This window comes from Rhodococcus sp. NPDC058521, assembly GCF_042719695.1.
GTDB lineage: Bacteria > Actinomycetota > Actinomycetes > Mycobacteriales > Mycobacteriaceae > Rhodococcus_F.
The window spans coordinates 233,527-246,969 of record NZ_JBHXNL010000002.1; the positions used below are offsets into that span (position 1 = coordinate 233,527).

Below are 13,443 nucleotides of genomic sequence, written 5' to 3' on the forward strand. Positions count from 1 at the left end.
CAGTCATGTCAGTTCACCGCAGGCTTCTGCCCGTTCTGCGAAGCCGACGTGTCTCGATACTTGCGCAACTCCTGACGTGCGATGGCGCGTTTGTGCACCTCGTCGGGACCGTCGGCCAGACGCAGCGTACGAATGTGTGCGTACGCCATAGCCAACGGGAAGTCGTCCGTGACACCGGCGCCACCGTGTACTTGGATCGCCCGGTCGATGATCCGCAAAGCTACGTTGGGGGCCGCAATCTTGATCGCAGCTATCTCTGTGCGGGCCTCCTTGTTGCCCACGGTGTCCATCATGTGCGCAGCCTTCAGAGTCAGCAGCCGCACCATTTCGATATCGATGCGCGCCTCGGCGATCCAGTCCTGAATGTTGGCACGCTCGCTGAGCGGGTGACCGAAAGTCACCCGCGAGCTCGCACGTCGGCACATCAACTCGAGCGCTCGCTCCGCCATGCCGATGATGCGCATGCAGTGGTGTATACGGCCCGGCCCGAGGCGTGCCTGACTGATCGCGAATCCTTCGCCCTCTCCTGCCAGCACATCCGTGGAGGGAACACGCACGTCCTCGAAGGTGATCTCGGCATGACCCTCACGGTCGACATACCCGAACACGGGTAGGTTACGAACGATCGTGACGCCGGGAGCATCGACCGGCACCACCATCATCGACTGCTGCCGGTGCGGTGCGGCCTCTGGATCCGTCTTCCCCATCACGATGAGGACTTTGCAGTTCTTGTGCAAAGCATTGGAAGCGAACCACTTACGACCGTTGAGTACGTAATCGTCGCCATCGCGGACCATCCGCAGTTCGATGTTCGTTGCGTCCGAGCTGGCGACGGCGGGCTCGGTCATCGCGAATGCCGAAGCCATCGTTCCTTCGAGGAGTGGCTCGAGGTACTTCTTCTTGTGCTCGTCGGTGCCGAACAGGGTCAGCACCTCCATGTTTCCGGTGTCGGGCGCATTGCAATTGCATGCCTCGGACGCAATGAAGCTACGGCCCATGATCTCGGCGAGAGGCGCGTAATCGAGGTTGCTCAGGCCCGGTCCCCATTCTTTGTGGGGGTGAAAGAGATTCCACAGTCCGCGCCGACGGGCCTCGGCCTTGAGATCCTCGAGAATCGGCGGATGGAAGTGTGGGTCGCCCGACTCGTGCATCTGCTGCTCGTACACGGCTTCCGCCGGGTAGACGTGAGTGTCCATGAAATCGAGCAGTTCCTTCTGGTACTGCAGTGCACGATCGGAGAATTCGAACTGAGACATCGTTACTCCCGGTGGCTAGTGAAGGAAAGTTCGGTCTTCAGATCGTCGAGGTCGACGCCCGCGCAGAAGCCTCGGCCAGCACCCGTCACGACGACGGCCTGCACCCGTGCATCGACGATATCGCCGGCTCCGCCCATCATGCGCCTGCCGTCAACGACGCCTGGTACCTCCGCATGCCCCGAATCCACCGGTCGTAGTCGGAGCCCTTCTGCCGGTTCATCTCCCGCACCTGCTCGTGCGGCAGAATCAGGAATTGCTCGGCATCCATTGCCGCCAACACGATCTCGGCGACTTCTGGCGGTTCGAGAACGGCGCCTGCAGTGGTGACCGCCCGCGTGGCGGCGGCTCCGAGTTCGTCGCCGGAGTCACGGCCTTCGTACAGCAACTTGGTGTTGACGCCCATGGGACACAGGCAACTGACCCGAATCCCGCGATCTCCGTAGGTGACGGACAGCCATTCTGCGAATCCCACGGCGGCATGCTTGGTGGTGGCGTAGGTAGCCGAGCCGATCTGCGTGAGCAGGCCGGCCGCGGATGCAGTGCTCACGAAGTAGCCCTCGCCACGCTCTTCCCACTGCGGTATCAGCAATTGTGCCGCCCGGATGTGTGCGCGGAGGTTCACGTCGATCGACCGGTCCCATGCGTCCTCGTCGGCATCGAGCCCTGGCTTTCCTCCGATGCCCGCATTGGCGAAATACAGGTCGACAGGCCCGAATTCGGACTCCGCCCGCTCGACCGCTGCACGAATGTGTTCGGAACTCGATGCGTCTCCACTCATTGCCACGGCAGCGCCGGGGTGTGCGGCGACGATCGCGGCAACGACGACCTCGGCCGCGGTGGCATCCAGATCCGTGACCACGACCTTCGCACCCTCCTCGGCGAGACGCCGGGCGATCGCCCCGCCGATTCCGCCGCCACCACCGGTGACCACGGCGACCCTTCCTTCAACCTTCACGGAGTTCCTTTCGGTGGTGATCCAGGTCTCACACTATGTATAGTTGAATCCGGCGTCAGATTCAATCGTTCCAGAAGCTCCGAACGTTCCAGAAGCTCCGAAACAGAGGAGAACCATGACCGACACCGCTACCGCAGCCCCCGCGACGTACGACGATCTGCGAGCACTGATCGGCAAGGTACTCGGCCCGACCGACTGGCACGACGTGACCCAGGAACGCATCGACGCGTTTGCCGATGCAACCGGCGATCACCAGTGGATTCACGTCGATCCGGCGCGTGCGGCCGCGACCGCGCTCGGCGGAACGATCGCCCACGGTCTCTACAGTTTGTCGCTCACACCGGCTCTTTCGGCAGAGCTTCTCAGGTTCGACGGATTCGCCCACAGCCTCAACTACGGCTACGGCAAGGTGCGGTTCCCCGCGCCGGTTCCGGTCGGTTCACGCATGCGCTTGCGGGCCACCGTCACGTCGGCGGACAAGCTGCCCGGCGGGATCCAGGTGACCATGTCCCAGGTGATCGAACGCGAAGGCGCGGACAAGCCTGTGATGGTCGCCGAATCGATGGTGCGAGTAGTCGAGCACGACTGAGCGTCAAACGATTTCCCGGACGGCACTCGGCGACTGCCCGGAGATCGTAGGCGTTGACTTTGGCGCAATCACCAGCAAGCTCGTGCTGCGGATGAACGACGAATCATACTGATTCACTTACTGATCGGTACGTCGATCCCGAATCGCTGCGCCGAAGTCCACCAGAACGGCAGTGCGCGTGGGATCCCCCGCATACCCCCGTGAGTGGTCTGCGAGTCCCTGCACTCGCAGACCACTCACGGGTGGAGCCTGAGGGCGTTGACCCAGAGTCGGGTGGCGGTGAAGACAAGATCCTCGAACGAGCTGGGCTCTTCACCTTCTCGCACACTCGGTTCGGTGACGAAGTACGAGAACCCGAGTCGGCTGATCATGCCGGACAGTGCCCTGGACGCAAGAAGCGGATCCAGTTGGGGATCCGCGAGACCGCTCCGCTGCAATTCCGCAATGCTTCGCGCGTTTCTTCGGACGAACGCGTCGGCCCGGTTCTGCCGGAGCTTCCGGAACCGAGGATCGATATTCGCGACCTGCTCGAGCAACCCCATCAACTTGGCGTTGCGCTGATACGCCGAGAAGTACGCGCGGTTGCTCGCTTCGATGACGGCCACCGGATCGTCGTCCGCAGCCACGTGCGGCATACCGGGATGCATCATGTCTTCCTGCGCGGTTTCGAGCACCGCCGCGAAGATCTCTTCCTTGCTCGCGAAGTACGTGTAGAACGTGCCTGCCGAGCAGCTCGCCTCCTTGGTGATGTCGATCAGCCTCGAGTCGAGGTAGCCGGACCGCTCGAACACGGTTCGCGCAGCTGCAACCAGGGCCGCCCTGGTCCGCAGGCCGCGCCCGGTTGTCGGCAGATCGCGCAGCAGCGAGGTATCCGCCATCGACGGCGGATCCTCGCTCGCCTCTCCTGGTGCGGAAGCAGACATGGGCTATTTATACGTGACCCGAGCTGCACCACGACAATTGCCGCCGCAATCAGTGCAGGTGCGTTCCAGGAACGGACGTCATCCGATGAGAAAGGTCGTCGCGCCCATCAGCATGAGACAGGTGACCGGCCTATCACCGTGAGGTCGGCAGAAATCGCAGCCGGATCCGTCACACGGTGCGCCAGGAAATCGACAACGATATAGATATATGCCGGTGGTATAGCCCAGACGGCGAATACACCGCAGCGGAACTCGAAAGTATCAACGCCGACCTCGTATTGCAGGTGCTGCGTGCAGATCGAACCTCCCGCAATCGGGGTATCGCGGTCACTTCACCGTGATCTACTGGACGCCGTTGGTGGGCCCATCACGGGACCGATGATGGGTTCGGCGTCGCGCGTCGGAGGAGTACCCATGAGCACGGTGGATTCACCCGAGAAGAATGAGCGTCCCACCCGTGCGCGCCGCGGATGGCCCGTCTTCACCATCATCGCGCTGGCGATCATCGCGTTCTTCGCGGGTGGCGTCGGTGGAACGTTTCAGGGCAAACTCACCGAGGTTCAGAAGAACGACAACGCCTCCTACCTGTCGAGTTCCGCCGAGTCCACCGTCGTCACCAACGAATCCGCACAGTTCATCCAGGTCGAGACGATCCCAGGATTCGTGCTGTTCCACCGCGACACGGCGCTCACCGACGAAGACAAAACAGCTATAGCCGGCGCCCGGACCGCCATAACGGGAGTCTCGGGTGTGGACGCCACGTCGGTCACCGAACCCGAGTACTCGAGCGATGGCACCACGGCCTCGATCTACGTGCCCCTGGTGTCTCAGACGGACGGTGAAGCGGTCACCGGCGACGTGATGGCCACGACCGAGCAGGAAGTGCTCGACGCGGCGAAGGGGGCGGTGTCCGATCTCGAAGTGCTACCCGCAGGACCCGGTGGCCTGCTCGTCGCATTCATCGATGCGTTCGAGGGTCTCGACGGCACACTGCTGGGTGCGGCACTCCTCGTCGTGGTGCTGATCCTCCTCGTCGTCTACCGCTCACCGGTCCTGTGGTTCTTCCCGCTGTTCTCTGCACTCCTCGCGCTCGGTCTGGCGTCCATGGTGATCTACCTGCTCGCCGACGCCGAACTTCTCACACTGACCGGACAGAGCCAGGGCATTCTGTTCGTTCTCGTCATCGGCGCCGGAACCGACTACGCCCTGTTGCTGATTGCTCGATATCGGGAAGAACTCCACTTCCACGAGAACCGGTTCGACGCGATGATCACCGCGTGGCGCGAATCCGCACCCGCGATCACGGCATCGGCCGTCACGGTCGTACTCGGGCTCCTGTGCCTGATGTTTTCGGAACTCAACTCGAACAAGAGCCTCGGCCCGGTCGCCGCCATCGGAATCGTCTGCACCTACCTCGTGATGATGACGTTCCTGCCCGTTGCACTGGCCGCTGCCGGACGCTGGGTGTTCTGGCCCCGCAAGCCGAAGGTCGACAATGCCGCCGACCTCACCACCCACGGCATGTGGGGCAAGATCGCCGCGGCCGTGGGCAGCAAGGACCGGCCGTTCTGGATCGGAGCCACCGCCCTTCTCGCGGTGCTCTTCCTCGTCGGGTTCGGCAGTCTGAAGACTGACGGACTTTCGTCCACCGAGAACTTCACCAACAAGCCGGACGCCGTTGCCGGGCAGGAACTCTACGACTCGAAGTTCGACCCCGGAGCCGGTGCACCGGCAGTAATCGTTACCAACGTCGACGCTCTCGATGCGGTCACGGAAGCGGTGAAGGGCGTCGAGGGTGTCTCGTCCGACGCCGGTGCCGTGTGCCCGCAAGTCGACGTCGCGAAGCTCGCCGAACTGATCAAGACCAATCCCGAGGCCGTCGCGACGGCATCCGGATCCGGTTGTGCACCAGGCCCTCTGACGGTTGCTCCCATCGACGGACGCACGATCCTGAACGTCACTCTCGCCGATTCGTACGATTCACCTGAGGCGCTGGACACCGTTCAACGACTGCGCGACGCCGCGCACGCTGTTCCCGGAGCCGACGCGCTGGTCGGTGGCACCACTGCGACGACGCTCGACGTGCAGCAGGCATCCGTGCACGACCGAAACCTGATCATCCCGATCGTTCTCGTGGTCATCTTCATCGTGCTGGCAGTGCTCCTGCGTGCGCTCCTCGCACCGGTCATCCTGATCGCCACCGTGGTGTTGTCCTTCGCCGCGACGCTCGGGGTATGCGGCCTGTTCTTCACGCACATCTTTCATTTCGCGAACGCAGATCCCGCATTCCCTCTGTACGCGTTCGTGTTCCTCGTCGCATTGGGCATCGACTACAACATCTTCCTCATGACGAGGGTGCGGGAGGAGACCGAGGAGCACGGCACGAGGTCCGGGGTCCTGCGCGGTCTCGCCGTGACGGGCGGGGTGATCACGTCGGCGGGCATCGTCCTGGCAGCGACGTTCGCGGTACTCGGCGTGCTGCCGCTGGTGTTCCTCGCCGAAGTCGGATTCGCGGTGTCCTTCGGCGTTCTCCTCGACACGATCATCGTGCGCAGCATCCTGGTTCCGGCGATGTCACACGACACCGGCAAGAAGATCTGGTGGCCATCGGCTCTTGCCCGAGCAAAAGACTGACTGCTCTCGGGGTCCAGTACGAACGACGACTACCCGTAGACCGCTTCGGTCCACAGATGAAAGAGGGCGTAGGCGCGCCACGGTCGCCAGCTCTCCGCGAGGTCGGCGGCTTCGCCGGCGCTGTCGACGTTCAACGCGCGCTTCAATACCAGATCACCCGGCACGAATGCATCAGCGTCGCCCAGAATCCGAACGGTCAGGTAATCGACCGTCCACGGCCCGATCCCCGGCACCGAAAGCAGTTCGCTTCGAAATTGTTCCGGCACAGCACGATGATCCAGCGACAAGCCTTCGGAGACCGCCGTGGCCAGAGCGGTGACGGTGCGGGCACGGGCGTTTGTCAGCCCGACAACCGCACGCAGCCGATCGGTGGACTCCGCAGCGAGATCACCGGGCTGCGGGAACAGTCGAAACCGTCCGTGATCACCACCGTATTCGGAGACCAGACGTGATCCGAAAGTCCTTGCTGCTCCCAGAGATACCTGCTGACCCAAGATTGTGAGAACGGCCGTCTCGAACCCGTCGACCGAGCCGAGTCGGCGCAAACCCGGCCGCTTCGACACGAGCGGGGCCATGATCGAGTCACGCGCCAACGCTGCGTCGACGACTGTGGGGTCCGCTTCGAGGTCGAGCCAGCGTCTCACCACCTCGACGACATCGTCCATATCCGCCGCAGAGGCCGGCTCGATATCGACTTCCATATGTTCTTCGCCCGGCCGCACCCGCACGGTGACCGTCGCCGGCCCGGTCGGGCCGGCGATCGTCCTGCTGTGTGCGCCGGTGGTCGGGTTTCGTTCGTCGAGTCCGGGAACCGAATGTGCGGCAAGCGAATTCCACAGCGGTCCGTACGTGAAGGGCGGTCTGTAGGGCAAGCGTACGATCATGCAGGCCGCTGTTCTCGATCGAGCAGGAACTGCTTACGTTCGAGTCCACCCGCATACCCGGTGAGTGAGCCGTCCGACCCGATCACGCGGTGGCACGGGACGACGATGCTGATCGGGTTCTTACCGTTGGCGGCCGCAACGGCCCGCACCGCCGTCGGCTGCCCGACTGCTGCCGCCAGGTCCCGGTACGTCCAGGTCTGTCCATACGGAATCGTTCGCAGTGACTCCCACACGCGGCGTTGAAACGGGGTTCCCCGCAGTGCCAACGGCACGGTGAACTCGGTTCGCCGACCTGCGAAGTACTCGCCCAACTGCACGATCACGTCGTCGAGACTCTGCGAGCTCTGCGGACCGAACGTGGCCGGGTCCGGCCGGTGCCGATGTTGCGCCATGTAGACGCCACCGAGCGCACCGCCACGATCGACCAAGGTGAGCGGGCCGATCGGCGATTCGATCACACGATGGGTATTTCTCTCGACGTTCACTGTCTCCATCCTTCCACCAGGACCACGAGGCATCTTGCCTCGCTGAGAAGTAGACGCCGAGACACCCGACAATGTGAGGTACCGAACCGCTGGACCCGAAGTAGGAAACAATTACCCCGGCAGCATAAGTACACCTTCTTTCACGCGGATTGCGGGCGCACAACCGAGCCGGGACATGAGACTCCTCACGATCCAACCGAAACCCTGCGTGTGTTCGCGGTCGAAGGGCCGTATCCGTGATGATGGAACGCATGGAACTCTTGCCGATGGCACCACGCGACCTCGTCCGCACCACGGCGGGTGTTGCACGCTGGTCGGTCGGCACTGCCGTATTCGTAGCCGGCCTACCTGCACGAATAGACGCGCTACTCCTTCGGACAGAGCTGCTGATAGCCCGAGTCGAGGAGGTCACCGAGGGTGCCGCCGTCGTAGCTGCCAGAGCGAACGCCGTCGCGGACGGCGCTGGAGCCGTCGTCACCAACGCCGGCGAGACCTCGGAGACTGCGCAGAACCTCCTCGCCGTGTACGAGCCGATGGCGCTGCATGCGGCGCCGTTGGCGCGCACGTTCCTGGACGAGCTCAGCGGGGAGGAGATCCATGCCGCGATCCGTCTGGTGAACAACCTCCCCGAACTTGCCGACCGGCTGACGTCACTGATGCCCATCCTGGCCACCCTCGACACCGTGTCGCCCGAGATTCACGAACTGCTCGAGGTCGTCAAGGACGTGCGGCAGGCGATACAGGGCGTGCCGGGTTTCAAGTTCCTCCGCAAGCGTGGCGAGTCGAAGGAAAACGGGGAGGACTGAGCGTCACACTGCGCGTTCTCTGCCCTTGATCGCGGACAGACCCGCAGCGACGAACTCGGGCACGGCATCGCCCGACTTGTCGAACCCCTCGCCCACCGTCGCACCGGCGCGGTATCGATGGTCGATTCCTGCGGCGATCACGGCGAGCTTGAAGTTGGCGAGCGCCATGTAGAAGTTCCAATGCGCCAGTTCCCGACCGGAAGCCACCGCATATCGCTGAGCGAGATCGTCCGCAGAGGGCAGGCGCGGGCTGGTCCACGCCGCGTCCTCGCCCAGTACGAGGTCGAGGGCAGGGTTGCGGTACACGCCCATGAGCGCAACATCGGTCAGAGGATCACCGAGAGTAGAGAGCTCCCAATCCACCACTGCAGCAACACTTCCAGCGTCGGAGGCGCTCAGGATCGTGTTGTCGATTCGGTAGTCGCCGTGAACGATGGTGGAGTCGTGCTCACTTGGAATCGCCACCCGAAGAGCCACGTACAGTCTGTCGACGTCCGACAGATCGTCCGACTTCACTCGTTCCCACTGGCCGGCCCACAGCCGCACCTGCCGGTTCAAATACCCTTCGGGTCGCCCGAATTCACCGAGCCCCTTTGCCTCGTAATCCACCGAGTGCAACGCAGCCAGCACGCGGACCAACTCGTCGACACACCGGTCCATGTCGTTGTCCGACAAGGCATCCAAGTCCCGCGACGACCTGATCACGCGACCGTCGACGTGCTCCACGACAGCGAACGGGGCGCCCATCACGGAGGCGTCCTCACACAATGCGACCGTACGTGCGACGGGAACTCCACTACCTTGCAGGGCGTCGACCACCCGATATTCGCGGGCGACGTCGTGCGCCGAAGGTGTGAGCCCCCCGGTGGGCGGCCTTCGCAGCACCCACCGGGAGGAGTCGTCGAGGATCCGGTAGGTGAGATTCGATTTGCCACCGGAGATCAGTTCGGCGCGGAGTTCGCCCGCGGTGTCGATCCCGTTCGCATCGAGAAACTGCCGCAGGGCCGCGAGATCGAGCCCCTCGCGCTGCTTCACCATGACCTCCTCGAGATACCAACCGATCGATCGCTCGGTTCGAGATTCTCACATGCGAATGAGCAGGTCAACAGTCAAGCATCGACCGCGCTCCGGGCGATGGAGAGATAGCGTTCGACCAGCTCCTGGGGCGAGAGTGCCCCATCGGGCCGGTACCACGTCGACACCGCCACACACATGGTCGTCACCGCACGGCTCGCATCCTCCGGGAACTTCGCACCGAACTCCCCGGAGGCAACACCGTCACGAACGATGTCGTCGAGCAATTTCTGCTGCTCATCGCGCAATGCGATGTACGCGTTGCGTGCCTCCAGCTCCATGCTTCGCGTCTCCCGAGAGGCAACGAAGGCTTGCTCACGTCGGTGCATGTGGAACAAGAGCAGAGATTCGACGACGGCATCGAACCGCTCGCTCGCACTTGGCCCCGCGTCGGCGATGGCGGCCTTGCTGCGGTTCAGAAGGTCGACCATCACCGCGTTGGTCAGCCCGACCAGCAGAGCCTGCTTCGACGAATAATGGTGATACACGCCCGGGACCGACAATCCGGCACGGGCCGCGATCTCTCGGATCGACGCCCCGTCGTATCCGCGTTCGACGAAGGCCGAAAGGGCAGCGGAGAGCACCTTCGACAGCCCCTGGTCCGGATACTGCCGCCATCCCCCACGTTCCATGCCCATGCCGTTCACCGTATAACCGCACGCCAAGATGCACGTGCCGGTTCGGTGGCGTCCATTACAGTCGGCCCAGCACGATCTCCGAGACGAAGGCGGACCCGACGATGATCCACATACGACATGCCGGAGTCGCACGGGTTCCGATCTATGTCGCATTCGCGTACATCGACGACTACCAGACCGTCCCGGATTGGATGTTCGGTATATCCGAGTTCACGCCGGTCGGTGAGTTCACGCAGGGCCTGGGCGCAACCTTCGACACCGTGATGCACATCGGGCCGAAGCAGCTGCGTTCACGCGTCGAGATCAGCGAGTGGGTGGAGAACGAGGTCATCACCGTCTCCTCACTCGACGGAATAACCAACACATCCACCTGGCGGTTCAAAGCGCAGGACGACGACCACACCGAGTTGAGCGTGGACTTCGCCTACCAACTGCCCGGTGGCCTCGCGGGGAAGGCGCTCGGCCGTCTCGTCGAGCCCATCGTCGAGACGGCCATCACCAGCACCGAGAACAAGCTGCGCCGAAACCTCGAACGGATCTAGGTGACGGTGATTCCGCCGTCCACCGGGATGGTCTGACCTGTCACGTACGCAGCCGCGTCGGATGCGAGCCACACGACAGTTGCCGCCAGCTCTTCCGGATCACCGAGCCGGCCGAGCAGAAGACGCGGGGTCATGCTCTCGAGGTATCCCTCGTGGTACTGGTCGGTCATCTCGGTGGCAAAGAATCCGGGTGCAATTGCGTTGACACGTATGCCCTTTCGGGTTCCCCACTGCTGCGCCAGGTCACGGGTGAGGCCGATGACGCCGGCCTTGCTCGCCGCGTATGCCGCTTGCGGAAGCCCGGCCGTAGTCAGGCCCAGAACACTCGAGATGTTCACGATCGCACTGCCCGGCTTCATCACCTTGCCTGCCGCTTGAGCCGCCCAGTACGAACCGTTGAGGTTGACGTCGATGACCTGACGGAACTGTTCGGGGGTTTCCCTGGTGGCCGGGAAGGCCGTTCCGATTCCGGCGTTGTTGATCAGCACGTCGACCTTGCCGAACTTTTCCATCGCAGCGTCGATCATGCGCTGGGCCTGCTCCGGCTCGGCGATGTCCGTGGCAACCGTGAGTGCTTCTCGACCGGCCGCGCGGACCAGTTCCGCCGTGTTCTCCAGCTTGTCGGTGCGGCGGGCGGCAAGCACCACATCGGCACCGGCCTCGGCGGCTCCCTTGGCGAAGGCAACCCCCAACCCCGACGACGCGCCGGTCACCACCACAACCTTGTCCTTCAACGTGAACTTGTCGAGAACGGACACATGCACTCCTTCGTCGTCGGGGTGATTCGCTCAGAGACCGAGGTCGCGGCCGATGAGTTCCTTCATGATCTCGTTGGAGCCTGCCCAGATCTTGGTGACACGCGCGTCCATCCACGCACGCGCGGCACGGTATTCGGTCATGAATCCGTATCCGCCGTGCAGCTGCACGCAGTGGTCGAGAACTTCGTTCTGAACCTGAGCCGACCACCACTTGGCCTTGGCTGCGTCGATCGCGGTGAGTTCACCAGCGGCATGTGCGGCAACGCAGTTGTCGACGTATGCCTGGGTGACTTCCACGCGGGTGACGAGATCGGCGAGCAGGAATTTGTTCCACTGCAACGATCCGATCGGCTGACCGAATGCCTTGCGGTCCTTCGCGTATTGCAGTGTCTCCTCGAGGATCGCGGCAACGTGTGCGATGTTGGAGACAGCAGCGCCGATCCGCTCCTGTGGCAGCATTTCCATCATGTGAATGAAGCCGCGGTCGAGTTCACCGATCATGTTGGCGGACGGCACCCGCACGTTCTCGAAGAACAGTTCTGCGGTGTCGGATTCGTGCTGGCCGACCTTGTCGAGCTTGCGGCCGCGTTCGAATCCTTCCATCCCGGTTTCGACGGCGAACAACGTGATGCCCTTCGCCTTCTTCTCGGGGCTGGTCCGCGCTGCAACGATGACGAGGTCGGCGTTGTAGCCGTTGGTGATGAACGTCTTGGAGCCGTTGATGATCCAATCGTCGCCGTCGCGAACGGCAGTCGTCTTGAGAGCGGCGAGATCCGATCCGCCCGACGGCTCGGTCATGCCGATGCCGGTGAGGAGTTCGCCGGTGCAGAACTTGGGGAGCCAGCGTTCCTTCTGCTCTTCGGTGGTGAGCTGAACCATGTATGGCGCAACGATGTCCGCGTGAATGCCGAAGCTCGACGAGATCGCGGCGCTGGCCCGTGAGAGTTCCTCGCCCAGGACGGCGTTGAACCGGTAGTCCCCGGCTTCGCTGCCGCCGTACTGCTCCGGAACCTCGAGCCCGAGGAACCCGTTGCGTCCCGCTTCGAGCCAGATCTCGCGATCGATGAAGCGCTGGTCGATGAGCTTGTCCGCAACCGGCGTGATGTTGCGGCTCACGAACTCGCGAACCGATTCGCGGAAAGCCTCGTGGTCGGGTCCGTACAGAGTGCGTCGCATCACCGCTCCATTTCAGATTCTAAGCGTTCGCTTATTTTCTAAGCGCCCGCTTATACTGCTGGTGTCGGTCGATAATGTCAACGGCCGGACGACAGGGAAGGCGGTGACCGGATGAGTGAGACGTCGGATGTCGTCATCACCACGTCGAAGGCTGCCGCCCGGATCCGCGCCGCTGCCATCGATGCCTTCGCCGCAGGCGGGTACGGCGGCACCACCACGCGCGACATCGCTGCGCGATTGGACCTGAGTCCGGCGGCTATGTACCCGCACTACCGCTCCAAGGAAGAGTTGCTGTTCGCGATCAGCTACGAGGGACACCAGCTGGCCCACGAATTCGTCGCTGCCGCCGACCCCACCGACGCTGCTCCCATCGAGCGCCTCCGCACCGTTGTTGCCGCTTTCGCGAGTTGGCAGGCTCGCCACCACGCGCAGGCCCGAGTCATCCAGTACGAACTCACGGCCCTCACCCGCGACCACTATCGCGTCCTGGTGCGGATGCGACGCGAAACAACGGCGATCGTCCGCTCGGTGGTGGACGCCGGAATCGAGTCGGGCGAGTTCACCGTCCCGGATGCCGAGGGCGTCACGCTGGCACTCATGTCGTTGTGCGTGGACGTGTGCCGATGGTTCCCCGCCGGTGCCTACACCGACCCGCTGGCCGTGGGTGACCTGTATGCCGACCTTGCCACCCGGATGGTCGGCGCACACCGGACCCCATGATCG

At 63.3% G+C, this 13,443-nt stretch carries 14 protein-coding genes; 5 read left to right on the forward strand and 9 right to left on the reverse strand.

The window, feature by feature from the left end:
* Nucleotides 1-8 precede the first annotated feature (8 nt).
* Both ACFWO3_RS05285 and ACFWO3_RS05290 read right to left on the reverse strand, forming a co-directional pair.
* Nucleotides 9-1,256 carry an acyl-CoA dehydrogenase family protein gene (locus ACFWO3_RS05285; protein ID WP_378574521.1) on the reverse strand — a complete coding sequence of 416 codons (1,248 nt, stop codon included), beginning with the start codon at nucleotides 1,254-1,256 and terminating at the stop codon, nucleotides 9-11.
* Between the two features lie 136 nt (nucleotides 1,257-1,392).
* Nucleotides 1,393-2,211, reverse strand: a complete 819-nt coding sequence (locus ACFWO3_RS05290; RefSeq protein WP_378574524.1) for an SDR family oxidoreductase — start codon at nucleotides 2,209-2,211, stop codon at nucleotides 1,393-1,395.
* 115 nt (nucleotides 2,212-2,326) lie between these two features.
* Here ACFWO3_RS05290 and ACFWO3_RS05295 point away from each other — a divergent pair, with 115 nt between their 5' ends.
* Entirely contained in the window at nucleotides 2,327-2,800 is a 474-nt protein-coding gene (locus ACFWO3_RS05295; RefSeq protein ID WP_378574526.1) for a MaoC family dehydratase, read from the forward strand.
* A gap of 236 nt (nucleotides 2,801-3,036) precedes the next feature.
* On the opposite strand, the gene ACFWO3_RS05300 is transcribed toward ACFWO3_RS05295, so the two are convergent.
* The gene (locus ACFWO3_RS05300) at nucleotides 3,037-3,723 is read right to left on the reverse strand and encodes a TetR/AcrR family transcriptional regulator (RefSeq protein WP_378574528.1); all 687 of its coding nucleotides are present in this window, start codon (nucleotides 3,721-3,723) and stop codon (nucleotides 3,037-3,039) included.
* Nucleotides 3,724-4,137: 414 nt separating this feature from the next.
* Between ACFWO3_RS05300 and ACFWO3_RS05305 the strand changes: the two genes are divergently transcribed.
* A complete protein-coding gene (locus ACFWO3_RS05305; protein WP_378574530.1) occupies nucleotides 4,138-6,357 on the forward strand; it encodes an MMPL family transporter in 2,220 nt (739 codons plus the stop codon).
* 29 nt (nucleotides 6,358-6,386) lie between these two features.
* Here the strand turns inward: ACFWO3_RS05305 and ACFWO3_RS05310 are convergent, their stop codons facing one another.
* Nucleotides 6,387-7,241 (reverse strand): DNA-3-methyladenine glycosylase family protein, encoded by an 855-nt coding sequence (locus ACFWO3_RS05310; protein WP_378574532.1) that lies wholly within the window; start codon nucleotides 7,239-7,241, stop codon nucleotides 6,387-6,389.
* Nucleotides 7,238-7,726 (reverse strand): methylated-DNA--[protein]-cysteine S-methyltransferase, encoded by a 489-nt coding sequence (locus ACFWO3_RS05315; protein WP_378574534.1) that lies wholly within the window; start codon nucleotides 7,724-7,726, stop codon nucleotides 7,238-7,240. The genes ACFWO3_RS05310 and ACFWO3_RS05315 overlap by 4 nt, the downstream gene beginning before the upstream one ends.
* A 251-nt stretch (nucleotides 7,727-7,977) precedes the next feature.
* On the opposite strand from ACFWO3_RS05315, the gene ACFWO3_RS05320 reads away from it, so the two are divergent.
* Nucleotides 7,978-8,532, forward strand: coding sequence for a ribulose 1,5-bisphosphate carboxylase large subunit (locus ACFWO3_RS05320; protein ID WP_378574536.1), 555 nt, complete (start codon nucleotides 7,978-7,980; stop codon nucleotides 8,530-8,532).
* Nucleotides 8,533-8,535: 3 nt separating this feature from the next.
* On the opposite strand, the gene ACFWO3_RS05325 is transcribed toward ACFWO3_RS05320, so the two are convergent.
* Together ACFWO3_RS05325 and ACFWO3_RS05330 are read right to left on the reverse strand one after the other, a co-directional pair.
* Nucleotides 8,536-9,570 (reverse strand): phosphotransferase family protein, encoded by a 1,035-nt coding sequence (locus ACFWO3_RS05325; protein ID WP_378574538.1) that lies wholly within the window; start codon nucleotides 9,568-9,570, stop codon nucleotides 8,536-8,538.
* Nucleotides 9,571-9,641: 71 nt separating this feature from the next.
* Nucleotides 9,642-10,244 (reverse strand): TetR/AcrR family transcriptional regulator, encoded by a 603-nt coding sequence (locus ACFWO3_RS05330; protein WP_378574540.1) that lies wholly within the window; start codon nucleotides 10,242-10,244, stop codon nucleotides 9,642-9,644.
* A gap of 101 nt (nucleotides 10,245-10,345) precedes the next feature.
* On the opposite strand from ACFWO3_RS05330, the gene ACFWO3_RS05335 reads away from it, so the two are divergent.
* On the forward strand, nucleotides 10,346-10,786 hold the full coding sequence (locus ACFWO3_RS05335) for an SRPBCC family protein (RefSeq protein WP_378574542.1): 441 nt from the start codon (nucleotides 10,346-10,348) through the stop codon (nucleotides 10,784-10,786).
* On the opposite strand, the gene ACFWO3_RS05340 is transcribed toward ACFWO3_RS05335, so the two are convergent.
* Together ACFWO3_RS05340 and ACFWO3_RS05345 are read right to left on the reverse strand one after the other, a co-directional pair.
* On the reverse strand, nucleotides 10,783-11,544 hold the full coding sequence (locus ACFWO3_RS05340) for an SDR family NAD(P)-dependent oxidoreductase (protein ID WP_378574544.1): 762 nt from the start codon (nucleotides 11,542-11,544) through the stop codon (nucleotides 10,783-10,785). The genes ACFWO3_RS05335 and ACFWO3_RS05340 overlap by 4 nt on opposite strands.
* 30 nt (nucleotides 11,545-11,574) lie before the next feature.
* Nucleotides 11,575-12,720, reverse strand: coding sequence for an acyl-CoA dehydrogenase family protein (locus tag ACFWO3_RS05345; RefSeq protein WP_378574546.1), 1,146 nt, complete (start codon nucleotides 12,718-12,720; stop codon nucleotides 11,575-11,577).
* Between the two features lie 111 nt (nucleotides 12,721-12,831).
* Between ACFWO3_RS05345 and ACFWO3_RS05350 the strand changes: the two genes are divergently transcribed.
* The gene (locus ACFWO3_RS05350) at nucleotides 12,832-13,440 is read left to right on the forward strand and encodes a TetR/AcrR family transcriptional regulator (protein WP_378574548.1); all 609 of its coding nucleotides are present in this window, start codon (nucleotides 12,832-12,834) and stop codon (nucleotides 13,438-13,440) included.
* The last annotated feature ends 3 nt before the right edge of the window (nucleotides 13,441-13,443 follow it).

What these genes read in the sequence shown, in the direction of transcription:
- ACFWO3_RS05285 (WP_378574521.1), bottom strand. Translation starts at nt 1,256, where the DNA reads ATGTCTCAGTTCGAATTCTCCGATCGTGCACTGCAGTACCAGAAGGAA.
- ACFWO3_RS05295 (WP_378574526.1), top strand. Translation starts at nt 2,327, where the DNA reads ATGACCGACACCGCTACCGCAGCCCCCGCGACGTACGACGATCTGCGA.
- ACFWO3_RS05300 (WP_378574528.1), bottom strand. Translation starts at nt 3,723, where the DNA reads ATGTCTGCTTCCGCACCAGGAGAGGCGAGCGAGGATCCGCCGTCGATG.
- ACFWO3_RS05305 (WP_378574530.1), top strand. Translation starts at nt 4,138, where the DNA reads ATGAGCACGGTGGATTCACCCGAGAAGAATGAGCGTCCCACCCGTGCG.
- ACFWO3_RS05310 (WP_378574532.1), bottom strand. Translation starts at nt 7,241, where the DNA reads ATGATCGTACGCTTGCCCTACAGACCGCCCTTCACGTACGGACCGCTG.
- ACFWO3_RS05320 (WP_378574536.1), top strand. Translation starts at nt 7,978, where the DNA reads ATGGAACTCTTGCCGATGGCACCACGCGACCTCGTCCGCACCACGGCG.
- ACFWO3_RS05325 (WP_378574538.1), bottom strand. Translation starts at nt 9,570, where the DNA reads ATGGTGAAGCAGCGCGAGGGGCTCGATCTCGCGGCCCTGCGGCAGTTT.
- ACFWO3_RS05330 (WP_378574540.1), bottom strand. Translation starts at nt 10,244, where the DNA reads ATGGGCATGGAACGTGGGGGATGGCGGCAGTATCCGGACCAGGGGCTG.
- ACFWO3_RS05335 (WP_378574542.1), top strand. Translation starts at nt 10,346, where the DNA reads ATGATCCACATACGACATGCCGGAGTCGCACGGGTTCCGATCTATGTC.
- ACFWO3_RS05345 (WP_378574546.1), bottom strand. Translation starts at nt 12,720, where the DNA reads ATGCGACGCACTCTGTACGGACCCGACCACGAGGCTTTCCGCGAATCG.
- ACFWO3_RS05350 (WP_378574548.1), top strand. Translation starts at nt 12,832, where the DNA reads ATGAGTGAGACGTCGGATGTCGTCATCACCACGTCGAAGGCTGCCGCC.